The sequence below is a fragment of the Desulfosporosinus sp. FKB genome (genome assembly GCF_002196705.1).
Lineage (GTDB): Bacteria > Bacillota > Desulfitobacteriia > Desulfitobacteriales > Desulfitobacteriaceae > Desulfosporosinus.
Genome location: NZ_NADJ01000031.1, coordinates 63,973 through 89,145, shown reverse-complemented (window position 1 = coordinate 89,145; position 25,173 = coordinate 63,973). Strand labels below are relative to the sequence as shown.

General features: G+C 39.0%; 22 protein-coding genes, 5 tRNA genes and 1 other RNA gene. 23 read left to right on the top strand and 5 right to left on the bottom strand.

What is annotated here, in order from left to right; translation table 11 throughout:
- Positions 1 to 93 precede the first annotated feature (93 nt).
- The 5 genes from B5Y67_RS10290 to rpmH all read right to left on the bottom strand — a co-directional run bounded on the left by B5Y67_RS10290 (position 94) and on the right by rpmH (position 2,048).
- Positions 94 to 408, bottom strand: a complete 315-nt coding sequence (locus B5Y67_RS10290) for a Jag N-terminal domain-containing protein (RefSeq protein WP_242975926.1) — start codon at positions 406 to 408, stop codon at positions 94 to 96.
- Between the two features lie 31 nt (positions 409 to 439).
- Positions 440 to 1,114 carry a YidC/Oxa1 family membrane protein insertase gene (locus B5Y67_RS10285; RefSeq protein ID WP_088226349.1) on the bottom strand — a complete coding sequence of 225 codons (675 nt, stop codon included), beginning with the start codon at positions 1,112 to 1,114 and terminating at the stop codon, positions 440 to 442.
- A gap of 11 nt (positions 1,115 to 1,125) precedes the next feature.
- Positions 1,126 to 1,335 carry a membrane protein insertion efficiency factor YidD gene (gene yidD / locus B5Y67_RS10280; protein ID WP_088226348.1) on the bottom strand — a complete coding sequence of 70 codons (210 nt, stop codon included), beginning with the start codon at positions 1,333 to 1,335 and terminating at the stop codon, positions 1,126 to 1,128.
- A 7-nt stretch (positions 1,336 to 1,342) separates the two neighbouring features.
- Positions 1,343 to 1,681: a ribonuclease P protein component gene (gene rnpA, locus B5Y67_RS10275; protein ID WP_088226347.1), complete on the bottom strand. Its 339-nt coding sequence runs from the start codon at positions 1,679 to 1,681 to the stop codon at positions 1,343 to 1,345.
- A gap of 232 nt (positions 1,682 to 1,913) precedes the next feature.
- Positions 1,914 to 2,048, bottom strand: coding sequence for a 50S ribosomal protein L34 (gene rpmH / locus B5Y67_RS10270; protein ID WP_007777819.1), 135 nt, complete (start codon positions 2,046 to 2,048; stop codon positions 1,914 to 1,916).
- Positions 2,049 to 2,406: 358 nt separating this feature from the next.
- Here rpmH and dnaA point away from each other — a divergent pair, with 358 nt between their 5' ends.
- The 23 genes from dnaA (at position 2,407) to B5Y67_RS10155 (ending at position 25,044) form a co-directional block, all read left to right on the top strand.
- Complete coding sequence (dnaA, locus tag B5Y67_RS10265) at positions 2,407 to 3,768, top strand: chromosomal replication initiator protein DnaA (RefSeq protein ID WP_088226346.1); 1,362 nt, start codon at positions 2,407 to 2,409, stop codon at positions 3,766 to 3,768.
- A gap of 250 nt (positions 3,769 to 4,018) precedes the next feature.
- The gene (dnaN, locus tag B5Y67_RS10260; protein ID WP_088226345.1) at positions 4,019 to 5,122 is read left to right on the top strand and encodes a DNA polymerase III subunit beta; all 1,104 of its coding nucleotides are present in this window, start codon (positions 4,019 to 4,021) and stop codon (positions 5,120 to 5,122) included.
- 7 nt (positions 5,123 to 5,129) lie between these two features.
- Positions 5,130 to 6,227, top strand: coding sequence for a DNA replication/repair protein RecF (gene recF, locus B5Y67_RS10255; protein ID WP_088226344.1), 1,098 nt, complete (start codon positions 5,130 to 5,132; stop codon positions 6,225 to 6,227).
- Positions 6,228 to 6,479 carry an extracellular matrix/biofilm biosynthesis regulator RemA family protein gene (locus B5Y67_RS10250; RefSeq protein ID WP_088226343.1) on the top strand — a complete coding sequence of 84 codons (252 nt, stop codon included), beginning with the start codon at positions 6,228 to 6,230 and terminating at the stop codon, positions 6,477 to 6,479.
- A 151-nt stretch (positions 6,480 to 6,630) separates the two neighbouring features.
- On the top strand, positions 6,631 to 8,565 hold the full coding sequence (gene gyrB, locus B5Y67_RS10245; RefSeq protein ID WP_088226342.1) for a DNA topoisomerase (ATP-hydrolyzing) subunit B: 1,935 nt from the start codon (positions 6,631 to 6,633) through the stop codon (positions 8,563 to 8,565).
- Between the two features lie 14 nt (positions 8,566 to 8,579).
- On the top strand, positions 8,580 to 11,048 hold the full coding sequence (gene gyrA, locus B5Y67_RS10240) for a DNA gyrase subunit A (protein WP_088226341.1): 2,469 nt from the start codon (positions 8,580 to 8,582) through the stop codon (positions 11,046 to 11,048).
- Positions 11,049 to 11,159: 111 nt separating this feature from the next.
- The gene (pdxS, locus tag B5Y67_RS10235; RefSeq protein ID WP_088226340.1) at positions 11,160 to 12,044 is read left to right on the top strand and encodes a pyridoxal 5'-phosphate synthase lyase subunit PdxS; all 885 of its coding nucleotides are present in this window, start codon (positions 11,160 to 11,162) and stop codon (positions 12,042 to 12,044) included.
- Positions 12,045 to 12,046: 2 nt separating this feature from the next.
- Positions 12,047 to 12,634 carry a pyridoxal 5'-phosphate synthase glutaminase subunit PdxT gene (gene pdxT, locus B5Y67_RS10230; RefSeq protein ID WP_088226339.1) on the top strand — a complete coding sequence of 196 codons (588 nt, stop codon included), beginning with the start codon at positions 12,047 to 12,049 and terminating at the stop codon, positions 12,632 to 12,634.
- A gap of 28 nt (positions 12,635 to 12,662) precedes the next feature.
- On the top strand, positions 12,663 to 13,928 hold the full coding sequence (gene serS / locus B5Y67_RS10225) for a serine--tRNA ligase (protein ID WP_088226338.1): 1,266 nt from the start codon (positions 12,663 to 12,665) through the stop codon (positions 13,926 to 13,928).
- A gap of 109 nt (positions 13,929 to 14,037) precedes the next feature.
- Positions 14,038 to 14,127 (top strand) — tRNA-Ser (locus B5Y67_RS10220).
- A gap of 79 nt (positions 14,128 to 14,206) precedes the next feature.
- A tRNA-Arg gene (locus B5Y67_RS10215) sits at positions 14,207 to 14,283 on the top strand.
- A gap of 117 nt (positions 14,284 to 14,400) precedes the next feature.
- A tRNA-Arg gene (locus tag B5Y67_RS10210) sits at positions 14,401 to 14,478 on the top strand.
- A gap of 13 nt (positions 14,479 to 14,491) precedes the next feature.
- The gene (gene tadA, locus B5Y67_RS10205; protein ID WP_088226337.1) at positions 14,492 to 14,938 is read left to right on the top strand and encodes a tRNA adenosine(34) deaminase TadA; all 447 of its coding nucleotides are present in this window, start codon (positions 14,492 to 14,494) and stop codon (positions 14,936 to 14,938) included.
- Positions 14,939 to 15,041: 103 nt separating this feature from the next.
- A tRNA-Ser gene (locus B5Y67_RS10200) sits at positions 15,042 to 15,132 on the top strand.
- Positions 15,133 to 15,269: 137 nt separating this feature from the next.
- Positions 15,270 to 16,106 (top strand): stage II sporulation protein R, encoded by an 837-nt coding sequence (spoIIR, locus tag B5Y67_RS10195; RefSeq protein WP_242975925.1) that lies wholly within the window; start codon positions 15,270 to 15,272, stop codon positions 16,104 to 16,106.
- Between the two features lie 329 nt (positions 16,107 to 16,435).
- Positions 16,436 to 16,527, top strand: a tRNA-Ser gene (locus B5Y67_RS10190).
- A 60-nt stretch (positions 16,528 to 16,587) separates the two neighbouring features.
- Positions 16,588 to 16,853: signal recognition particle sRNA large type (gene ffs, locus B5Y67_RS10185), an RNA gene on the top strand.
- Positions 16,854 to 16,997: 144 nt separating this feature from the next.
- A complete protein-coding gene (dnaX, locus tag B5Y67_RS10180; RefSeq protein WP_088226336.1) occupies positions 16,998 to 18,668 on the top strand; it encodes a DNA polymerase III subunit gamma/tau in 1,671 nt (556 codons plus the stop codon).
- Positions 18,669 to 18,717: 49 nt separating this feature from the next.
- Positions 18,718 to 19,062 carry a YbaB/EbfC family nucleoid-associated protein gene (locus B5Y67_RS10175; RefSeq protein ID WP_088226335.1) on the top strand — a complete coding sequence of 115 codons (345 nt, stop codon included), beginning with the start codon at positions 18,718 to 18,720 and terminating at the stop codon, positions 19,060 to 19,062.
- Positions 19,063 to 19,069: 7 nt separating this feature from the next.
- The gene (gene recR / locus B5Y67_RS10170; protein ID WP_088226334.1) at positions 19,070 to 19,666 is read left to right on the top strand and encodes a recombination mediator RecR; all 597 of its coding nucleotides are present in this window, start codon (positions 19,070 to 19,072) and stop codon (positions 19,664 to 19,666) included.
- A gap of 226 nt (positions 19,667 to 19,892) precedes the next feature.
- Complete coding sequence (locus tag B5Y67_RS10165) at positions 19,893 to 20,147, top strand: pro-sigmaK processing inhibitor BofA family protein (protein WP_088226333.1); 255 nt, start codon at positions 19,893 to 19,895, stop codon at positions 20,145 to 20,147.
- A gap of 262 nt (positions 20,148 to 20,409) precedes the next feature.
- Entirely contained in the window at positions 20,410 to 23,937 is a 3,528-nt protein-coding gene (nifJ, locus tag B5Y67_RS10160) for a pyruvate:ferredoxin (flavodoxin) oxidoreductase (protein ID WP_088226332.1), read from the top strand.
- A 177-nt stretch (positions 23,938 to 24,114) separates the two neighbouring features.
- Positions 24,115 to 25,044 (top strand): DUF2935 domain-containing protein, encoded by a 930-nt coding sequence (locus B5Y67_RS10155; protein WP_088226331.1) that lies wholly within the window; start codon positions 24,115 to 24,117, stop codon positions 25,042 to 25,044.
- Positions 25,045 to 25,173: the final 129 nt, after the last annotated feature.

Genomic DNA, 25,173 nt, shown 5'->3' with positions numbered 1-25,173 from the left:
CTCAATTTTGGTAGATTTGTACGCAATCAAATTATACCAAAACCCTGTGTTCATGCGGAATTTTTATATCTGTTTGACCCAATTAAGCCGGAATTAGAGCTGATTTATTAGGTGCGAAACTTCAGTATTAACATGCCAGTTTTCTGAATCCTTAGTTACTTGAGTTTCTGCCTTGACTCCCATAGCTTTACAGATAGTTTGAATAAATACAGTTGCCAGAAGTCCCGGATCATCTTCATATGTAACTCTAACTTTTGCAAATTTTGTACCGAAAAGACCAAATAATCCTTTTTTCGTAGGTTCCTCAAGAATTTCAACCTGAACATATTTTCTGTCAACAGCTAACTCTTGAACCCCAGCGGCGATCGCTTCTTCAACCGTTTTGGCGGTTTTCTCTACAACTCTCATGAACGATCCCTCCTCACGTCTTCCCCGTTATCTATGCAACGCTTTTCTTTTGATTTGTCAATTTACGATTAATATAAAGCTGCTGCAGAATTGAAACACAATTCATCGTAACCCAATATAAGGCTAAACCTGACGGCACCGTAGCACTGATATAGGCAAAAAATATAGGCATTACGTACAACATTGTTTTTTGGGTAGGATCTGATGATGCATTCGGATTCGTGACCTTCGTTTGCAAATACGTCGTAGCAGCGGCAAAAAGAGGTAAAATAATATGATAACTTAAACTAAAACCATAAATTTTTGTTAAATCAAATCCTAGAAACCAATGTGCAGCATTAGCAGATGCTCCATAAGGAAAATTCCGCAGAGTACTGTACAAACCCCAAAAAATCGGCAGTTGAATGACAATAGGTAAACAACCACCCATAGGATTCACTTTGTTCTCTTTATACAGCTCCATTATTTCCGCATTAGCTTTTTCTTTATCATTCTTATGTTTGGCTTGAATGGCTTTAATCTTAGGCTGTAAGTCAACGGTTTTACGCATCGAAGCCATTTGTTTATAGGTTAGAGGATAAATAATGGTTTTAATCAAAATCGTTAATAAGATAATAGCCACACCATAATTAGGAAGACCCAAGGCAGAAGACAAATTATAAAATATATTTAATAAATAGGTCATCCATTGCACAATAATACTCACAAAAGCCCTCCTTAAACTGGATCATGCCCTCCCGGATGAAACGGATGGCATTTCAATATTCTCACAAGTGATTTAAAACTTCCTCGAAATAAGCCATACTTTTGCAGCGCCTGAATCGCGTATTCAGAACAGGACGGATAAAAACGACATGTTTGTCCTTTCAGAGGAGAAATAAATTTTTGGTAGATCCGCAAAAGCAGAATTAATAATTTTCTCATCATTAACGACTCATTTCGTGATTAAAGCCTTAGCTTTATTCAACATCATCAATATTGAAGTTTCGACTTCCGGGAAGTAAACTCCTCTGATCCTAGGCCTTGCAATAAAAATAATTTGAACATCAGGCTTAATTTCAGAGATATGTAATCGAACAACTTCACGAAGTAATCTCTTAGCACGATTTCTTTGAACAGAATTACCTATTTTTTTTGAAGCAATAAAACCAAACCGTTGTTGTTTGCCTTTTAAAATATAGATAGCGGCATATTTCTCAGAAAAATTATTGCCATTATCAAAAATTGCTTTAAAGCCTGATTTTTTGCGTAGTCGAAATTCTTTTTTAAGCATAAACCCTCCAGGCTTAAATAAGAGACAATTCTATCATATTTTAACTCCTTAAGCTAAAAATTAAACCCTTTTTGCTTAGCGGAGCAAATTAAATTTATCAAATCGTAAGACTCCCTCTTCTACAAGTGGGAGTGCCCCGATGTTCAGCTTAAGCTGAACGAGTTCACTTAGATTAGAGCAAAAGCCGTGACTAATTACTAGATATACTAAAAAAGGCCACATAATTGCGGCCTTAGACTGATAACTTTTTACGACCTTTTAATCGACGGCGTTTTATAACATTTCGCCCAGTTGGCGTACTCATACGACTTAAAAAACCGTGAACTCGCTTGTGGCGGCGATTCTTCGGTTGGTATGTTCTTTTCAATTTAAAGACACCTCCTTTATAAAACGAAGAAACTTTCTAAGCAACAGACTTACTTACAGATTATACTCTAACAATTTTTATTCTGTCAAGCAACCATGCTGAGAAGGATGTGGATAATATAGGAATGAAAAAGGTTATCCACTTGTGAATAATTTATAAAAACACGAAATCTTCCTGTTGATAACCCTCGGAAAACTTGATATTATAATTTCACACCATCATACACGTCCTGCAAATCATAGTTTATATTATCCACAGTTCGAATTTTGACCAAGTTATCCACAAATGTGTATAAGTTTGTGTATAACTTTTTTTATTGTCGTAATTACTAATTTCTTAAAATAAGGGAGGTCCATTCATGCCACCACTACCAATCACACCTCATTTATTGTGGCAGGAAACACTCGAAAAACTGAAAAATGAACTTACCAGACCAAGCTTTGAAACATGGTTAAGTTCAACTCAGCTAATTGAGATTGATGGGGATACATTAGTAATCAGTGTTCCCAATGATTTTGCTAAAGATTGGTTAGAAAGTCGGTATGCATCTTTAATAAGGTCCTCCGTACAATCAATTTTAGGCCACTCGGTTAGCCTCCGATTTATTATCCCTTCACCAGAGGATTCCTTAAAAAAAGACCCGGTTTTGGAATCCCCTATATCAGAAAGTACTCCAAAACAAAATGAACAATTGCCAAATTGCCTTAACGCAAAATATACCTTTGATACATTCGTTATTGGGAATAGTAATCGCTTTGCGCACGCTGCATCACTTGCTGTTGCCGAATCTCCTGCTAAATCTTACAATCCTCTGTTTATTTACGGCGGCGTAGGTTTAGGCAAAACACATCTTATGCATGCCATTGGGCATCATATATTGCAGCGTTCCCCAAATACGAGAGTACTTTACGTATCCAGCGAAAAATTTACAAATGAACTCATTGATTCAATTCGCGATGAAAATGCCATTGAATTTCGTAATCATTATCGAAATGTCGACATTCTCCTAATTGATGATATTCAATTTTTAGCTGGAAAAGAACGAACACAAGAGGAGTTTTTCCACACGTTTAATGCCTTACATGAAGCCAACAAGCAGATAATTATCTCATCAGACCGGCCCCCTAAAGAAATTCCTACCTTAGAGGATCGTTTGCGCTCCAGATTTGAATGGGGCCTGATCACAGATATTCAGGCGCCGGACTTAGAAACCAGAATTGCCATTTTGAGAAAAAAAGCTAAAGTTGAAAACTTACAAGTTTCGAATGAAGTAATGGTTTATATTGCTGATAAAATACATACCAATATTCGAGAACTTGAAGGTGCCTTAATTCGAGTTATTGCTTTCGCGTCGTTAAGCTCAATGCCAATTACAGCCGAAGTTGCCATGGAAGCATTAAAAGATATTTTACCTTCTAATTCATCAAAACCAATAACTATTGACATTATCCAAAAAGCTGTTGCCGATTATTATCACCTTTCACCAAACGATTTTAAAGCCAAAAAACGAACGCGTGCAGTAGCATTTCCAAGGCAAATCGCTATGTACTTATCACGTCAATTAACAGATTCTTCATTACCGAAAATAGGTGATGAATTTGGAGGGCGAGACCATACTACAGTTATGCATGCCCATGAAAAGATTTCTCAGGCAATTCAAGATGACCCTATTTTAGAAAAGAAAATTAATGAATTGATACAACGTATCCAAAATGACTAAATTAACGGTTTTAAATGTTGATAACCTGTTTATAGTATCTTAATAACCTAAAGCAAAATTAACGAATGTGGACATGTGGACAAACAGTCCCTCTTGTCCACCAATTTTTCAACACCCTAAACTTAAGCAAATTCAACGCCTTACGAAAGTTATCCACACATAGACAAGGAATACTACTATAACTACTAAATATTATCTTATTATTAATAATCGTCGTTTAGAACCGGGAAATAACATGGGAGGATTCAAGATGAAAATCTTCTGTTCAAAGGATTCATTAATTTCTGGAGTAAATGCGGTGCAACGTGCAGTATCTGTCAAGAATACACTACCCGTTCTTTCAGGAATCTTGATAAGCGCTGAGAATCAAAGTTTACGTTTTGCAGCAACTGACCTTGAATTAGGAATACGATGTGAAATACCTGCTCAGATAGAAGAGGAAGGGACAATAGTAGTTCCAGCCAAATTGTTTGCAGAGATTGTGCGAAAACTACCAGATACCATGATAACTATTAAAGAAGAAAATCTAGCAATTACTATTTATTACTACCAATCTGAAATAACTTTAAGAGGTTACGATCCAGAAGAATATCCTTTACTTCCTGATTTAATTGACCCGATGTCTTATACTATCCCTACATCTATTTTTAAAAATATGATAAGACAGACTATATTTTCTTGTGCGTCCGAAGAAAACAGGCCTGTTTTTAATGGAACTCTGATGCAAATAGAAGGATCAAATCTTCGATTAGTGGCAACCGATACCCATCGCTTAGCTTATAGTATTTCAGAAGTAGATAATCCAGAAGATGCAAGTTTTAATGGGATCATACCGGCTAAAACATTAGCAGAAATATATCGTTTATTAAAAGATGAAGACGAATCGATCCAAATTAGCTTTAATAAGACACAAGTTGTTTTCCAGTTTGGTCTGATATATCTAGTATCAAGATTAATTGACGGAATGTTTCCGAATTATAAACAAGTCATTCCCCAAACTTGTGAAACAAAAATTAATTTGTCAGTAAAGAATTTTCTTGAAGCGGTAGAAAGAGCATCATTATTATCACATGATAAAACAGGAGCAAATATTATTAGAATTAAAGTCGAAAGTACACAATTAAAAATTGATCAAACAACGGAATTAGGAAAAATATCTGAACAAATTGAGGTAACTACTCAAGGAAATGATGTAATGATTGCTTTTAATGCTAAATTTTTAATAGATGCCTTAAAAGTTATTGATACAGAACAAATAATTTTTGAACTTTCCGGGCCTTATAGTCCAGGGGTTATGCGTCCCATAGATAATCCAAATTACCTTTATCTTGTTTTGCCTGTCAGAATTTCATAAATGACCTATGAATATTATTAATTTTCGTTTACAAAATTTCCGCAACTATGACAATGAGGCTGTGACATTTGTTCCCGGAATTAATACATTGATTGGAAATAACGGACAAGGAAAAACTAATATTATCGAAGGAATATACTATCTCTTAACCGGCAAGTCATATAGAGTAAAAAGAGAACATGAGCTTTTAAAATGGGATAAAACTGAATTTCATCTGTATGGTGATTTTATTGTAAATCACCATAAAATATTCTTAGAGAGCCACTACCAAAACAGTAAAAAGAGAGTAAAAGTCAACCAAGTTTCCTGTCAACGTTTATCAGATTTTGTAGGTACCATAAATGTGGTTTTTTTTTCACCAGATGATCTCATTATGGTTAAGGGCGGGCCATCCGAACGCCGGCGATTTTTAGATTTGCATATTGCTCAGATACGACCTGGTTATGTAAGCTTGTTAAATGCTTATAACAAAGTAATTCAACAAAAAAATGCTCTTCTTAAAACATATAATAACGATAAATCTCTGAAGAATTCTCAATTACAGCTTTGGAATACACAAATTGTTGAACTTGGTACAAAAATTATTCTTCGGCGCGATGAATTAACGAAGCAAATACAAAAAGTTGCTGACCAGATCTACGTGAATCTGACCTCACAAAATGAAAAACTTGATATTAGTTATTATGCATTAGGAAAAAGGAATATTCAGGATGCACTGTTAGAATTTCCTGATTTGTTAAATCAGAAAATGGATCAGGAAATTGAACGCCAGATGGTTCTTATCGGTCCTCACCGTGATGATTTACAGATACTTTTAGATGATAAACCCGCGCGTCTTTATGCTTCACAGGGTCAACAGCGATCTTTGGTTTTAAGTTTGAAACTCGGTGAATTAGAGCTAATACGTCAAGAAAAAGGGGAGTATCCTCTTCTTTTATTAGATGATGTATTGTCTGAACTTGATAGTTTTAGGAGAAACTATCTAATAGAGTTTATTGAATCCTCACATATTCAAACGATAATCACCATGACAAGTGCTGAGAGTCAACTTGGAGCTGGGACATTATTCCAAGTCGATAAGGGGCATATAAGGAGGGAACGATAAATGTATTTGCATCTTGGCGGTGATATGTTAATAAAAAAAGATAAAGTTGTGGCAATCATAGATCTTGAAATAGCATCTGAGGGTAAAGGAAATAATAGGTTTCTATCCAATATAAAAGACAATAATAAAATTATTTATATTTCTGAACCTGGTAAAGAAAAATCACTTGTTATTACAACAGAAAATTATTTTCTATCTCCAATTTCATCAACAACCTTATTTAAAAGATCGTTATTTGCTATAGATGAATAATAATTGTGAAATTTATGCAATTTAACTAATTAGCCACTAAATAACATCTCAAAAAAGACGTTTAGTGGCAATTATTCATAGTCAAAATTGAAACAAAGTTATAATTAGTGTACAATAATAAGTTGAAGGTATTATTTGGGAGGAAACAGCTTTGCAAGATAATACAGATATTAATATTCCAGACCCAGGTGATAATTATAATGCAGGGCAAATTGAAGTTCTGGAAGGACTTGAAGCTGTACGTAAGCGCCCTGGAATGTATATCGGATCAACAAGCAGCAGGGGTCTTCATCATCTTGTTTACGAGATCGTTGACAATAGTATTGATGAGGCATTAGCTGGTGTTTGTGACCTAATTGATGTTATTATTCGTAAGGATAATAGCATTACTGTTATTGATAATGGACGAGGTATTCCCGTTGATATTCACCCTAAAATGGGTAAACCTACTGTCGAAGTTTGTTTAACGGTATTACACGCCGGAGGCAAGTTTGGCGGCAGTGAAAGTGCCTATAAAGTATCCGGCGGTCTACATGGTGTCGGGCTTAGCGTTGTCAATGCTCTTTCAAAATGGTTAATTGTGGAAGTTTTTAAAGGCGGACATGTTTATCATCAGGAATATGCTCAAGGTAAGCCAACTACAGAGCTTCTGGATCTAGGTGTAACAGATAAGACTGGTACACAAATATCTTTCATACCAGATCCGGAAATTTTTGAAGATACAGTTTATGACTATGATGTCCTGGCTCATAGGCTGAGAGAATTATCGTTTTTGAACAAAAGTGTAAAAATAAATTTAACGGATGAACGAACGGATAGTCAAGAAACTTTCTTTCATACAGGAGGTATTCAAGATTTTGTCAAGTATCTTAACAAGACAAAAGATTGTTTACATCCCCAACCCATCTTTATTGAAACCAGTAAAGATGGAGTGCAAGTAGAAGTTTCCATGCAATATAATGATAGTTATTCCGAAAATTTATATTCTTATGCCAATAATATTAATACTCAAGAAGGCGGAACACATGAAGCAGGCTTCAAATCGGCGCTTACTCGGGTAGTTAATGATTACGCCCGAAAAAATAATATATTAAAATCTTCAGATTCCAATCTTTCCGGGGATGATATTCGGGAAGGTTTGACGGCAGTTATTTCTGTTAAAGTACCTGATCCCCAGTTTGAAGGACAGACAAAGACAAAACTTGGCAATAGTGAAATTCGTGGAATTGTGGATTCCGCAACAGGTGAAGGTTTAAGTGTTTTTCTGGAGGAAAATCCAGCCTTGGCCAAGAAATTTATCGAAAAATCACTTCAAGCTGCCCGGGCACGGGATGCAGCCCGGAAAGCGCGAGAGCTAACTCGCCGCAAAAGCGCTCTTGAGGGAACGTCTTTGCCCGGTAAATTAGCGGATTGTTCTTGGAAGGAACCTGATTTATGTGAAATGTATCTCGTTGAGGGCGATAGTGCGGGAGGTTCGGCTAAACAAGGACGTGACCGGCGTTTTCAAGCAATTTTACCTTTGCGTGGGAAAATCTTAAATGTTGAAAAAGCAAGGTTGGATAAAATATTAGCAAATGCTGAAATACGAGCTATGATTACGGCGATGGGAACCGGCATATCGGATGATTTTGATATTAGCAAAGCACGTTATAACAAGCTGATTATTATGACAGATGCTGATGTCGATGGCGCTCATATTCGGACTCTTTTATTAACGTTTTTTTATCGCTATATGAAACCATTAATTGAAAATCACTATGTATATATCGCGCAGCCTCCTCTTTTTAAAGTCAAAAAAGGGAGAGATATACAATATGCTTATTCAGATGATGAACTTAATAAAACCTTAGACACTATAGGCCGGGATAAAGTAGAGATTCAACGTTATAAAGGTTTAGGAGAGATGAATCCTGAACAATTATGGGAAACCACGATGGATCCAGCAAAACGTACAATATTACAGGTGACCATCGAAGATGCCCTCAGATCTGAAGATATGTTCTCAATCTTAATGGGCGATAAAGTGGAACCGCGCCGAGATTTTATTCATCGGCACGCTAAAGATGTACGTAATTTGGATACTTAAAGGAGTGCTCGTTCATGTCGGATGAAATCCAAGGGGGAAAAGTTCTTCCTGTTGAAATTGCAGATGAAATGAAAAAGTCCTTTATCGACTATTCTATGAGTGTTATTGTCAGCCGGGCTTTGCCGGATGTACGGGACGGACTTAAACCGGTTCATCGCAGAATTTTATATACACTTCATGAATTAGGTATGACCCCAACTAAACCATACAGCAAATCTGCTCGGCTTGTCGGGGATTGTATGGCTAAATTTCATCCTCATGGAGATAGTTCAATCTATGATGCCGTCGTGCGCATGGCTCAAGATTTTGCCAGTCGTTATCCCTTAATTGACGGCCATGGTAACTTTGGATCTATTGATGGGGATTCTGCGGCTGCTATGCGTTATACAGAACTTCGTATGGCTAAAATTGCTACGTATATGCTGGCAGATATTGATAAAGATACCATTGACTTTGCGCCAAACTATGATGAAAAGCAGGACGAACCTACAGTCTTACCTGCTAAATTTCCCAACCTTTTAGTTAACGGTTCTTCGGGAATTGCTGTAGGTATGGCCACTAATATCCCTCCTCATAATTTAAGCGAAGTTATTGATGCTACGGTTGCCTTGTTGGATAATCCTGATCTGACTTGTACGGATTTAATGAATTATGTCAAAGGTCCTGATTTTCCGACCGGCGGAATAATTATGGGGCATGAAGGAATTAAGGCTGCCTATTCAACAGGAAAAGGTTCAATTAAAATTAGGGCTAAAGCTGATATTGAAGATATGGAAAAATCAGGTAAGACAAGAATTGTTGTTACTGAGATTCCCTTTTTAGTTAATAAGGCAAGACTTATTGAAAAAATTGCTGAACTTGTGCGGGATAAACGACTCGATGGTATTACCGATCTGCGGGATGAGTCCGATCGTACAGGGATGCATATTATCATTGAGCTTAGACGGGACGTTAATCCTCAAATTATATTGAATCAGCTTTATAAACATACTCAGATGGAAGAAACTTTTGGGGTTAATTTGCTGGCACTTGTTAATAATCAGCCGAGAGTTCTGACCCTTAAAGATATGATTCACTACTTTATTGAACATCAAAAGGATGTTATTGTTCGAAGAACGCGGTTTGAACTTAATAAAGCAGAAGCTGAGGCACATATTGTTGAAGGTTTGAGAATTGCCCTTGATCATATTGATGAAGTCATAGAAACAATTCGTTCTTCTGCTGATGAGGCAGAGGCTCGAGTAAATCTGTCGAGTCGTTTTGGTTTAAGTGAGAAACAAGCCCAAGCAATTGTTGATATGCGTCTGAAACGTTTAACAGGTTTAGAACGTGACAAATTAGAAAGTCAGTATCATGAACTTATGACAACGATAGCCTATCTTAAGTCAGTTCTTGCTTCACCTAGTATGGTTATTGAAATTATTAAAAATGAAATTAGAGAAGTTCAGCAAAAGTTTGGTGATCCACGAAGAACTTCTATAACCGTTGATGTCAGCAGGATGGATATTGAGGATCTTATCGCTGAAGAGGAAGTCGTAGTGACAGTTACCCACTACGGCTATATAAAACGTTTGCCTTTAAACACCTATAAGAGTCAAAATCGTGGTGGAAAAGGTGTTCATGGAATGGCTACCAAAGAAGAAGATTTTGTCGAACACCTTTTTATTACTTCAACTCACCATTATATTCTCTTTTTTACGTCACAAGGTAAAGTTTATCGTCTGAAAGCTCATGAAATACCAGAAGCCAGTCGCACAGGAAAAGGAACGGCTATCATTAATCTCTTAAGTTTAAGCCCAAATGAAATGATTACGGCCGTGATGGCCATTAAAGATTATAGTCCGGATTATTTCTTAATTACCGCCACGAAAAAGGGTATTATGAAAAAAACAGCTCTGCAAGAATACGATTCGTCACGGCGTGAGGGTTTAATAGCGTTAACCCTTGATGAAGGTGACGAATTAATAGGAGTAAAATTAACCCAAGGTTTAGATGATATTTTGCTGGCAACACGTCAAGGAATTGCGATTCGTTTCCCGGAAGATGAAGTAAGATATATGGGCCGCACTGCACGAGGCGTGAAGGGAATAAAACTTGAAGATAATGATGAAGTTGTAGGAATGGAAGTTATCGGAGATGAAGGCGAACTTCTGACTATGAGCGAAAATGGCTTTGCTAAACGTACAGATCTTAAGGAATTTAGGGTTCAAGGACGGGGCGGCAAAGGGATTATTGTTATGAAGTTAAATTCTAAAACTGGTTTGCTCATTGGTGTAAAAGTCGTTAAAGCGGAAGATGAACTAATGGTAATTACAAATAATGGAATCATGCTGCGTCTCCAAGTTTCAGGTATTTCCAATCAAGGCCGAACGGCCCACGGGGTTTTGGCTATGAGAACTGGTGATGACAGTAAAGTTGTTGCCATGGCTAAGATTGTCATGAGAGAGGAAGACGGCTCTGAGGAGACAGAATCTGAGGATTAAATTGACAAAATTAACGCAAGGTGTTACCATGTCTGGAATCAGAAGTCAGGGTTTAGAAGCCAGATAAGAGATAATACTGGTACTAACATAAATTTTAGGAGGAATTATCAGATGGCAGAATTCGGATCATTAAAAGTTAAGACTGGGCTTGCAGAGATGTTAAAAGGCGGCGTCATAATGGATGTGACGACTCCTGAACAGGCTATTATTGCTGAAGAAGCAGGAGCATGTGCCGTTATGGCTTTAGAACGTGTTCCTTCCGATATTCGTGCAGAAGGTGGGGTTGCGCGTATGGCAGATCCCACTATTATTCAAAGTATTATGGAAGTTGTTTCTATTCCGGTGATGGCAAAAGCAAGAATTGGTCATTTTGTGGAAGCTCAAATCCTAGAATCCTTGGGTGTTGATTATATTGATGAATCAGAAGTTCTGACTCCAGCCGACGACGCCTTTCACATTAATAAACATGACTTTAAAGTTCCTTTCGTTTGTGGATGTCGTAATCTTGGCGAAGCATTGCGCAGAATTGGCGAAGGTGCAGCTATGATTCGCACCAAGGGTGAACCAGGAACGGGAAATGTTGTTGAAGCTGTACGACATATGAGAACTGTCATGAGTGATATGCGCGCCTTATCGGTTATGCCTAAAGAGGAGCTTATGACGGCAGCTAAAACTATGGGGGCACCTTATGAGCTGGTACTTTACGTAGCAGAACATGGCAAACTTCCTGTAGTTAACTTTGCTGCCGGCGGAATAGCAACACCGGCGGACGCAGCTCTCATGATGCAGCTTGGAGTAGATGGGATTTTTGTTGGATCCGGAATTTTTAAATCAGATAATCCCAAAGCAAGAGCTAAAGCTATTGTTATGGCAACAACTCATTATAATGATGCAAAGATTTTAGCGGAAGTGTCTAAGGACCTTGGACAACCTATGACAGGTATTGAAATTTCAACTCTGACGGATGCTCAGCGTATGCAAGATCGGGGTTGGTAAACATGAAAAAACGTGTCGGCGTTTTAGCCTTACAAGGAGCATTTCGCGAGCACCGGCAGGTTTTGAAACAACTAGGCTGCGATGTTGTTGAAGTGCGTAAAACAAGTGACCTTGAGGGAATCCATGGTTTGATTATTCCCGGTGGTGAAAGTACAGCAATAGGTAAACAATTGCAGATTAATGATCTCGGTGAAAAAATAAAAGAGCTGGGCGCAAAAGACTTGCCAATCTTTGGGACTTGTGCCGGTATGATTCTGCTCAGTAAAACAATTATAGACAGTGATCAGTATCGATTAAATTTAATGGATACAACAGTAGAACGTAATGCCTTTGGCAGGCAAATAGCTAGTTTTGAAACAGATCTTCAGGTGCCTGCTATGGGCACTCATCCTTTGCGCGCTGTCTTTATTAGAGCACCTTATCTTCGGGAAGTTGCTCCTAATGTAGGTATTTTAGCTGAGTTTGAGGGAAAGATTGTCTTTGCCCGACAAGGAAATTTATTGGCCAGTGCCTTTCATCCTGAGCTTACCCCGGATCATAGGGTCCATCAATACTTTTTGGGTATGATTGATGAACATTGGGTAAAGTAAAAGCGTTCATGGTATGGGAGGATTTAGTATGTTAGATCTGAAGTTTGTTCGCAGCAACCCTGATTTGGTAAAAGAAGCTTTGCAAAAACGTCATGTTTCTATTAGCTTAGATCATTTTTTAGAACAAGAAGAAGAAAGGCGTCGCCTTCTTTTTGAAATTGAAACCTTAAAAGCTCGACGTAATGCCGTATCCGAAGAAGTCGGACGTCTTAAGAAAAAGGGAGAAGACGCGGAAGCACTTGTTTTGGAAATGCGTGAAGTTGGCCAAACTGTTAAAAGCTTAGAACAAAAATCTTCGGAAATTGTTCAAGAGATGGAAAAGGTTCTTTATGAAATTCCGAACATACCCCATCCTTCGGTGCCGGTAGGCACAGATGAGAGTGCGAATATCGAAGTTCGCAGTTGGGGAACTCCGCGCTCTTTTGATTTTGAGCCAAAGGCACATTATGAGCTCGGGGAAAACTTAGACATTTTCGATTTTACACGGGCCGGAAAAGTAACAGGGGCACGTTTTACCTTTTATAAAGGTTTAGGTGCCAGGCTGGAACGCTCTCTCATCTCCTTTATGCTTGATAAACATACAGCTAAGGGGTATACAGAGATTTTACCGCCTTATATGGTAAGTCGTACTTCGATGTTTGGAACTGGGCAACTCCCGAAATTTGAAGATGATGCCTTTAAAGTCATGGGTACTGATTATTTTTTGATTCCTACTGCTGAAGTACCTGTTACGAATCTCTATCGAGATGAAATTTTAGATGGCAACAGCCTGCCTATTCGACATTGTGCTTACAGTGCATGTTTTCGCTCAGAAGCAGGATCAGCAGGCCGTGATACACGAGGCTTGATTCGTCAGCATCAATTTAATAAGGTTGAGCTTGTTAAATTTTCACTTCCGGAGAATTCTTACCAGGAGCTGGAGTTATTAACGAACGATGCCGAGAGTATTCTTCAGGAATTAGAGCTTCCCTATCGGGTAATGACGTTATCGACTGGGGATCTCGGATTTTCTTCCGCTAAAACTTATGATTTAGAAGTTTGGCTGCCGAGCTTTAATACATACCGTGAAATTTCTTCATGCAGTAATTTTGAAGATTTTCAAGCTCGTCGAGCAAACATCCGCTTCCGCAGGGGACCAAAGGAAAAACCTGAATTTGTCCATACCCTAAATGGCAGTGGTTTAGCAATCGGGCGAACAGTCGCTGCTATTATGGAAAATTGTCAGGATTCAAAGGGCAGAATTCATATTCCAAAAGCCTTGCAAGCCTATATGGGTGTAGAATATATTGGTTAAGGACGAGGGAAAATTGGCAAATATTTGGTAAATATTTTAGAAATTTACAGAAATTTTTAGTTGCCATTCATCCCTAATTATGCTATTCTATATGTTGTTCGTCTTACATGGAGGGGTGTCCGAGCGGTTTAAGGAGCCGGTCTTGAAAACCGGTGACTTCGTGAGGGGTCCGTGGGTTCGAATCCCACCCCCTCCGCCAGAATGAAGATCGATGTTCGAAGCTCGATCTTTGAAGTAAGTGAACAAGAGTAATAGTTTTAGCTTAAAGAGTTCATTTTGCGCTCGTAGTTCAGCTGGATAGAGCGTCTGACTTCGAATCAGGATGTCGGGGGTTCGAATCCCTCCGAGCGCACCATTATTGATAGTTTTAGTGCGATAATCGATATACGAATATCGCACATTTGTTCACTGAATAATTCAGGTCATTGCCTAATTGACAATTGCTTTAGATTCAGTGATTAATAAAAACTAAGGCCTCGTAGCTCAGTGGATAGAGCGGGGGTTTCCTAAACCCTGTCTTGCGGAGGTTCGACTCCTCCCGGGGTCACCACTTTGAGGTATTTATGCGCCACCAAGATTGGATGCGTTTAGCGCTTTTACAAGCACAATTGGCCTTTGAACAAGGTGAAGTACCAATTGGTGCTGTAATCGTTCAAAATGATACTGTTATAGCAGAAGCACACAACGAAAAGGAACTTCGCCATGATCCTACAGCCCATGCTGAGATTTTAGCAATTCAACGTGCCGCTGAAACGTTAGGATCTTGGAGATTAAGTGATGCATCTTTGTATGTAACCTTAGAGCCATGTCCTATGTGTGCAGGCGCTATACTTCAGTCACGCCTAAAGAAACTTATTTATGGATCGATGGACTTAAAAGGCGGGGCTGTTGGTTCAGTAATCAATGTGCTTGATTATACCTTATGGAATCATAAAGTAGAGATATTCGCTGGAATTTTAGAAGAAGAATGTACAGATATTTTAAAGCAGTTTTTTAAATCTCTAAGGTGACGATAAAATTTAAAAAATGGTTAACCTCTAAGCATCTGTGAAATTTTATGATAATTATATAGTTTGGTGTAAGTTCATAGTTGTCTTAGCAGTTATATTACACGGAGGAGTATCGAAGTGGTCATAACGAGAGCGACTCGAAATCGTTTGACGGTGTAAGCCGTCCGTGGGTTCGAATCCCACCTCCTCCGCCATACTTATAAAAATAAGAGCCTTTCTAAGAAAAGGGCTCTTTTATTTTGCAACTATTTGTTTAAAATTTCACATTCTGGGCAAAGTATAAGAAATAGAGATAAACATGTACTGTGTCCAGAAAGAGGTTTTAACAAGAATGGATCATATAATAAATAGCTTTCAAGGCCTGCAATCAAGGCTCCAAACCAGAGAAATTAAATGGAGAAAAATAATTGGAGTATCAATGGTGTTCTGTATCTTTGGAATTTTAGGTTATGGATCTCTTAGTGCTATGATTTGGAAGGAAAAAGTATATATACCCACAAAAATATCTGAAAAGGTTATCTATGATGAAGGAAAATTAGCGCAGACTCCTGATCAATTGATTCGATTTCATGTCCTTGCTAATTCAGATAGCGAGCAGGACCAAGCCTTGAAAAGAGCTGTAAGAGATGCCATCTTAAAAGAAGTTTCCCCTAAACTTGCATCGTCGGGATCTTTGCAAGAATCTCGGCAAATTCTTGCGGGTCTTCGTCCGGAAATGGAGGAAATTGGACGCGCGGTAGTTAAAACTTGGGGTAAGAATTACAGTGTTCACACGGAGTACGGTCATTTTAGTTTTCCGACGAAATCTTATGGTACCTTGATCTTGCCGGCAGGAAATTATGAAGCATTAAGAGTCGTTATTGGGGAAGGCAAAGGATCTAACTGGTGGTGTGTCCTTTTTCCTCCATTGTGTTTTATCGATATTGAGCATTCAACAGCAGTCCAAGTGGATGGAAAACCAGGGATACCAATAAATGATAAAGCTCCCCTTTATTCAGAAAGACAACAAACAGTAAATCAACAAACCGAACAAGTTAATAATAAAGGGGCCGTCAATTCAACCAATAAATCGGTGAATAATAGAATTGAAAGTTCTGTTCCTGCGAATTCGCTTAAGGTTAAATTTTATTTTTGGGAACTTGTAGAAAGGCTAATAAGCAGGAAGTGAACTCGTTCAGCTAAAGCTGAACATCGGGGCTTCAGATACAATAACGTCCAGTAGACATTATTGCTGAGCCGCCTTTCCCAATAGGAATACTTAGCGGCGAAGGAGGACTCTGCCTCACCTGAAGTTAATGAAGGACTCACCCCCACTTATAGAAGTGGGGGTCTTAAAAACTGGATAAAACACGCACTTAGTGTAAAGCAATAGCGTTGAAATGTGTTGCAAAAAATTTACAGAACTTTATCCTTGACTCCCTTGTCAGTATAAGCTATAATTCTTTTTGTTCACTAAAATTTTTGCAAATTAATATGTTTGTAAGAGTTAGAGAGCACGGAGAGGTGGCTGAGTGGTCGAAGGCGCCCGCCTGGAAAGCGGGTACACTGGGTAACTGGTGTCGAGGGTTCAAATCCCTCTCTCTCCGCCATATTGGAAAGGGAGCCAAAGTATTCGACTTCGGCTTTTTATTTTGCTATAATTGATTTAGCCGTACTAGACGGGGAGGTAGCGGTTCCTTGTAACTTGCAGTCCGCTCTAGCAAGGTGGAATTCCTGCGAAAGGTCCTCATCTGTGAAGCTGTCTTTGGTAGATGGTAATGAGATTTTGGTCTTACGCAACAGAACACTCCGAACCGTGTCAGGTCTTGACGGAAGCAGCACTAAGGAGGATGTTTTGTGTGCCGTAAGGTTGCCTGAATCGAACCGTTCGACCAAGGTAACGTTCGGAGGTGAAGGATCGATCAAAGGTGTACGGCTATTATTTAAGATAAAGGTGGTATTGGTACCATCTTTTTTGTACTATCAGGAAAGTGAGAAGACAGACTCTTCGAGCAGCAGCTAAGTTTTCTTTATACTTAATACTTACTTTTCAAAACGCTCGAATTATGAGGGTGAATTTATGGCTTATTTGGCATTGTACCGTGAATGGAGACCAAAAACTTTTCAAAGTATTGTGGGTCAGGAACATGTTACACAGACATTGATAAATGCCCTTAAGCAAAATAAAATAGCTCATGCGTACTTATTTAGCGGGCCGAGAGGTACAGGTAAGACAACAGCTGCCAAAATTTTGGCCAAGGCTTTGAATTGCGAACAGCGAAATGGGGTTGAACCTTGTAATCAATGTCCTTCATGTACTAGTATTGATCATGGTTCTGCAATTGAAGTGTTTGAGATCGATGCCGCGTCTAATCGAGGAATTGATGAGATTCGAGATTTAAGAGAAAACATCAAGCTAAGCTCGATACAAGGCAAATTTAAAGTTTATATTATTGATGAAGTGCATATGCTGACAACAGAGGCTTTTAACGCTCTGCTTAAAACTTTGGAAGAGCCACCCTCACAGGTAGTTTTTATTTTAGCTACAACTGAGGTTCAGAAAATACCCCTAACAATTCTTTCGCGTGTTCAACGTTTTGAATTTCACCGTATTTCAATTGAGGATATAACAAGACGATTAACTGTTGTTTGTGAATCATTAGGGCGTCAGGTTCAGCAAAGTGCCTTATTAGTGATTGCCCAAAAATCTGAAGGCGGTCTCCGCGATGCCTTAAGTATTTTAGATCAATGTCTGCTTCAGGATGATCCCCTTGGTGTTAAGGAGGTCTATCAGGTTTTAGGAATGGTAGGTGAGACCTTTAGTTCGGAATTAGTTGATGGGTTAATTGCCCTCGATTATGGAAAGAGTTTAGAAACTCTGACGGGGGGAATACAGCAAGGTCGAGATCCGAGACAGATTATTCGGGAGCTTTTAGAGTATCTTCGGCAAATGCTCTTGAACTTAACTACAGGCGGCACTCCGCTAGTTGCTCCCGAAATTCAAGAGCGGTTAGTTGAACAATGTAAAAAAATTCCAATATCCCGTTTATTACATTGGATTTCGCTTTTAATGCAGGGCGAAGGACAGTTGAAATATGCATCTAATGCTCGCTTAGCAGCCGAACTTTTAATAGTTCAGACAATTCATGAAGGGCAAGGTATTATTAATGATCAGGATGAGATTATTAAACGCTTGACATCGCTTGAACTTCAACTGCAAAATCTTTTGTCAGGTAAGGATCTTCCTAGGAAAAGTACATTAAAAATTCCGGCCTCAGTAGGGTCTGGTGAGCAAGAAAATAATAAATCTCAGACAAAAACTGCTCTGGAAATTGAGCCAGCTGCCTCTGCTGAAAGGAAACCTATAGCAAAAACGGAATCTTTAGCCATAGAGATCGTTCAGGAACGCTGGAACGAGATTTTAGATCAGGTTAAACGCCGAAAGAAATCTACTCAAGCTTTTTTGTTAGAAGGAAAACCGGTTTATCTTGAAGGAAACATTTTGACCATTGCTTTTCGTCAAGGGTGTTCCTTCCACAAAGATAAGGTTAATCAGCAAGAAAATCGCCAGACAATTGAAGAGGCTTTGCAGCAACTATTTGGAATAACTATTACTTTAAACAACGTTATGGAAAACGAATTCCAAAAGAAAGACCTTTCAGAGCTGCAGAATAAAGAACTTGAAGAACAAGCTCTTATCGATAAAGCAAGGGATATGTTCGGCGAAGATCTTGTAACCGTTCGAGATTAAATATCAAATTTCAAATACTGATGATAAAATTAAGATAGGAAGTGTTAATATGGCAGGTTTTAAAGGAATGGGCGGCGGTATGGGTGGAAATATGAATCAAATGATTAAGCAAGCCCAAAAGCTTCAAGAGGACATGGCTAGAGCACAAGAGGAATTGCAAAATAAAACTGTGGATGCCTCTTCTGGGGGCGGGATGGTTCAAGTTGTTGTAAGTGGAAAAATGGAATTAGTAGAAATGAAAATCAATCCCGAAGCTATTGATCCTGAGGATGTAGAAATGCTGGAAGACCTCGTTAAGGCCGCAGTGAATGAAGGGTTAAGAAAAGCTCAGGAAATGGCTAGTAATGAAATGGGAAAATTAACCGGTGGTTTGAAGATCCCCGGCTTGTTCTAGGTGAACTATGGATTTTTTGAACTATCCTCAGCCTTTGGCAGATCTTATCAGCTCTTTGGCACGTTTGCCGGGGATTGGTCCCAAAACAGCAGGAAGATTGGCATTTCACCTTCTGCAGCAGCCACAAATTTCGCAGGATTTGGCTCAGGCGATTCTGGCAGCAAATCATTCGCTTAAAAAATGTTCAATTTGCTCCAACTTTACGGACCAAGATCCTTGCGCACTTTGTCAGAACCCACAACGAGATTCCTCAGAACTTTGTGTCGTGGAACATCCGAGAGATGTGGTATCCTTAGAAAAAACCAAAGAATTCAAAGGTCGGTATCATGTTTTGCACGGTGTGCTCTCACCTATGGAAGGAATAGGACCGGAGCAATTAACTATTAACCTTCTTTTAAAACGTTTGGAAGGTGTTCGAGAAGTTGTTATGGCTCTTAATCCGACGGTAGAAGGAGAAGCAACTGCTTTATATTTAGCTCGTTTACTAAAGCCATTAGGAATTAAAGTGACCCGTATAGCTCATGGGTTACCCGTCGGCGGGGACTTGGAATACGCTGATGAAGTAACCATTGCACGAGCGTTGGAAGGGAGACGCCAGCTTTAATTGAAAGTAAGGTCATAGAGTTCTGGCTAAATGATAGTTAAGCAAGGTATAGGAACCACTTCCACTTTTATAAGTGGGGGTGGTTCCTTCGTTAACTTCACTAATAATTCATCAAAAGCGAAAAATACCAGGATTAATTATTTTTTATCATGGGGAAGATTAAAGTGTTCTTCTTTATCCGTGAAGTGCATATTTATGGACTAGCACCGGACGAGGGGGAAACTATATGACACTGGTCTTTCTAGGATTTTTTATTATATTGATAGGATTAACGATTCGTTCGATTCTCGGAAAACCAAATATTATTTTAAAAATCATAATTCATAGTCTAGGCGGAATTGTCGGACTTTGGTTATTTAATTTTCTTTTAAGTATTCTTGGTTTTTCTATTCCAATTAATTTTTTTACAATAATTATTGTCGGACTTTTAGGTTTTCCTGGAGTATTAACCTTATCAATCCTACAGTTATTAGGAATTTAAATTTTCTAACTCAAAGATTTTTTAAATTAAGTTCTTGACTCCCTCGACAAGTTGGAGGTATACTAAAAATTGCTAAGGGAACTATTCGACGTAATTGCGAAGTAGTTCCCTACGTCTGTTTTTACGGGCGTTTTATGAAAATTCTATTTCTTCCTCAAAGTTTAATAGTTCGTTTTCTGAAAAATATGAGGAAAAATAGAAAAGGTATTCCATTATACTCCCGGAAAATTAAATTTATCACATGATTAGGAGGAAACAAAAAATGGCTAAAATGAAAACCATGGATGGAAATGAAGCTGCGGCTCATGCATCGTATGCATTTACTGAAGTCGCCACCATCTTCCCCATCACCCCCTCTTCGACGATGGCCGAATTGGTTGATGAATGGGCTGCTCATGGAAGGAAAAACATTTATGGGCAAACTGTTAAAGTCGTGGAGATGCAATCCGAAGCAGGTGCCGCAGGTGCAGTACACGGTTCACTCCAGGCTGGTGCATTAACCTCTACGTATACTGCTTCACAAGGCTTACTTTTGATGATTCCTAACATGTATAAGATTGCCGGTGAGCTGCTTCCAAGTGTATTCCATGTAAGTGCCCGGGCTTTAGCAACCCATGCTCTTTCGATTTTTGGTGATCATCAAGACGTAATGTCTGTTCGTGCAACTGGATTTGCAATGCTTTCTTCACATAGTGTCCAAGAAGCGTTAGACTTGGGCTTTATTGCTCATTTAGCAACAGTTAAGGCAAGAGTTCCTTTTGTACATTTCTTCGATGGATTCCGTACATCTCATGAAATTCAAAAGATTGAGATACCGGAATATGATGAAGTTGGCAAATTAATAGACATGGACGCGGTTCAAGCATTCCGCGACCGTGGTTTAAACCCAGAACATCCTGTTTTACGCGGAACAGCTCAAAATCCTGATGTTTATTTCCAAAGCCGTGAAGCGTCTAATAAGTTTTATGCTGAGGTTCCTGATATTGTTGAGCACTATATGCAAGAGTATAAAAAACTGACCGGCCGTGAATATCATCCTTTCCAATATTATGGTGCGGAAGATGCCGAATATGTAATTGTTGCTATGGGTTCAGCCTGTGATACGATTGAAGAAACCATCGACTATCTTATGGCCAAAGGAGAAAAAGTCGGAGTTGTCAAAGTTCACCTCTTCAATCCTTTCTCCAGCAAATATTTCTTTAACGTATTGCCCAAAACTGTTAAAAAGATTGCAGTTCTTGAAAGAACAAAAGAGCCTGGTTCTTTAGGTGAACCTCTCTATTTAGATATTAAAGAAGTTTTCTATAATCATGAGCAAAAACCCGTTATTGTGGGAGGCCGTTACGGCTTAGGATCTAAAGATACAACGCCTTCTCAAATATTGGCTGTTTATAAAAATCTTAAGGCCGAAAAGCCGGTCAATGGATTTACCATTGGAATCGTTGATGATGTAACCTTTAAGTCTCTTCCCGAAGATGAAATCATTGATACCGCTCCAGAGGGAACTATTGCTTGTAAATTCTGGGGTCTTGGCGCAGACGGTACTGTTGGGGCTAACAAGCAAGCTATCAAGATTATCGGGGATCATACTTCCCTTTATGCTCAAGCTTACTTCCAATATGACAGTAAGAAATCCGGCGGTATTACCATTTCGCACGTTCGCTTTGGCAAGAAGCCGATTAAATCCCCTTACTATGTGACAGGTGCAAACTATATTGCATGTCATAACCAAACCTATGTCTACCAATATGACCTCTTAAAGGGCTTGAAGAAAAAGGGCAATTTTGTTTTGAATTGTCAGTGGACGCCTGAAGAATTGGATGAGAAACTTCCGGCAGCAATGAAACAGGCACTTGCTCGTAACGAAGTTAACTTCTATATCATTGATGCAGTTTCTATTGCCCGTAAAATTGGTCTTGGTTCACGGATTAACATGGTCATGCAGGCTGCTTTCTTTAAACTTGCTAATGTTATTCCTGTTGAAGAGGCAATCGATTATTTGAAAGCTTCCGTCTTAAAGACCTATGGTAAAAAAGGCCAAAACATTGTTGACATGAACAATGCAGCCATAGATCAAGGTGTTTCTGCACTCGTCAAAGTGGAAATTCCTGCATCCTGGGCTAATGCTCAAGACGGGGAAGTCGCCGCTGCTGCTGATGAACCCGATTTCGTTAAAAATATTCTTCGTCCAATGAATGCCATGGAGGGAGATGATCTTCCCGTCAGTGCTTTCAATGGTCGTGAAGATGGTACCTTCCCGGTTGGTACCACGGCTTACGAAAAACGTGGTATTGGAGTTACAGTTCCAGAATGGCAAATGAACAATTGCATTCAATGTAACCAATGTTCCTATGTTTGCCCTCACGCTGCAATCCGTCCTTTCCTTATGAATGAAGAAGAGGCAAAAAATGCTCCGGAATCCTTTGTTGGTAAGAAGGCTATTGGTAAAGAAGCTGCAGGTCTGCAATTCCGTATCCAAGTAAGTACTTTGGATTGCACCGGTTGTGGAAACTGTGCGGAAGTTTGCCCGGCTAAAGAAAAAGCGCTGGTAATGAAACCTGCTGCTGAACAATTTGAACAACAAACGGCAAACTGGGAATTTGCCCTTTCCCTTAAAAATAAATCGAATCTCTTTGATGTTACGACTGTTAAAGGAAGCCAATTTGCGCAGCCTTTACTCGAGTTTAACGGTGCTTGCCCAGGCTGCGGAGAAACCGCTTATGTTAAGCTTCTAACTCAACTCTATGGTGATCGTATGATGATCGCTAATGCCACCGGTTGTAGTTCAATTTGGGGCGGAAGTGCTCCTGCAGTTCCATACACCACGAATCAAGAAGGTAAAGGACCGACTTGGGCTAACTCTTTATTCGAGGATAATGCTGAATTTGGTTATGGCATGTATTTGGGAGTCCGTCAGCAACGTGAAAAATTAGCTGAATTAATGACGCAGGCACTTGAAATGGAAATCAGTGCTGAGCTTAAAGGTGCCTTTGAAGAGTGGCTTGCAGGCTGGAATGATGCAGATGCTTCAAAAGCAGCTGCAGCAAAAATTAAGGCATCTCTTGAAGGCTATAATGGAGACAATAAAGTATTAGCAGAGATCCTTTGTAGGAAAGACCATCTTATCAAGAAATCCCAATGGATTATTGGTGGAGACGGATGGGCTTATGATATCGGCTATGGTGGTTTAGATCATGTTTTAGCATCCGGCGACGATGTCAATGTCCTCGTTCTCGATACTGAAGTATATTCCAATACCGGTGGTCAATCTTCAAAATCAACGCCTCGTGCAGCTGTTGCTAAGTTTGCTGCCGCAGGTAAGAAGATTCGTAAGAAAGATCTTGGTATGATGGCTATGAGTTACGGCTACGTTTATGTCGCTCAAATTGCTCTTGGTGCCAATATGAGCCAAGCCATCAAAGTTATTAAGGAAGCTGAAGCTTATAAAGGACCTTCATTAATTATTGCTTATGCTCCATGCATTAACCATGGCCTTAAAGCTAGTATGACGAAGAGCGTTCAAGAAGCTAAGAAAGCTGTTGATTCTGGGTACTGGCATCTCTATCGCTTCAATCCCGATTTGGCAGAAGAAGGAAAGAACCCATTTAGCCTGGAATCCAAGGAACCAACGATACCTTTCCGTGACTTTATCATGGGCGAAGTACGTTATACGTCATTGATGAATACCTTCCCTGAAACGGCAGAAGAACTCTTCAGCGGAGCAGAAAAATATGCTAAGGTACGTTACGATTCTTATAAACGTTTAGCGGAACAAAAATGGGGAGAATAATTTAACCAGATTGTTCTAAAAGTAATTTAACTATGTTTTGAGAGCAGAATTTCTGCTCTCTTTTTTTTATGCTGGGGGAAAGTATACCTTCATTAGTATATTGTGAACAAAACTATAAACTTAGGAATAGAATGTTCAAAAGAAAGAGGGAGGTGTTTTACGACGAGCAGTATACCAATGGTTGGAGATTTCGTAAGGGAATCGCTGGATTTACATCTATTTATGGCTCGGATCATGAAAGAACATGCAACGTTTATGCAAATAGGATTTCTGCCTAAAGATGTTACTTACACCGCTCAAGCAGAGGAGTTTAAATGTCAATACGATGAAATTCTTAAGGAAGCTATAATGCTTGGCGATTGTACGGCGTCAGAAAGCGTACTGCAATCAGGGGAATTGGTAACGGATAAAACACTTGGGGCAGAGCAAAAGACTCAAGAATTGACGGGAATCTATATTGAATGTTCACTAACGGCCGAGGAGTTGAAATTTCATCCCGATCCGGGGACAATCCCCCCTGAGATTATTCCTAATATTCAGGCTTTAAATGAAAAGGCAAAAACTTTAACGACCTCTTTTGCTGAGTTCAAAGCTATGGTTTTAGACCAAGTGACGAAATGTTGTTTATTTACAAATCTCCTGCCATCCCAATATTCCCACATTCATAAGGAGGCTCTTTTTTATCTAAAACTAATAAACCGTTTACAAAACAACCAATTTGTAAATTCACGAGTTGAGTTATATGAGCAGAAGGTATTTTGGGACGATATCATGGGAGAGCATGCCCAGGTTATTAGTCATCTTCTGGATCCTTCGGAGAAGAATCTTATTAGTAAAGCAGAAGATTTTGATCGTCTGTTTAAGAGATTAGAGCGGAAATTAAAAGGTGAGGGGGCACGGGCAACACAGCTTGAACAATTGAGACAGGAGAATATTCAGGCGACCACGGCAATCGCAAATTTTAAAGCCATGAGTACAGACCTTCTTCTGGGCTGTCAAATACGATCTATGCTTACTCCTTTATTGACGGATCATACTTTGCGAGAAGCTTATTATTATTTAAGAATTTTAAAGACTTTAAAACTAGTTTATCTTGGACGGGGTTAGTCAGGCAGAAGGTCATAGTACTTAAAGCGAACGAAAGAAACGTTAAGGTTTCAAAGTTCGCTTTTTTGACTTGGTTAATAAAATTAACCAAGTCTTTTTGAATAAATTATAAGAATTTAGCAGAATCCT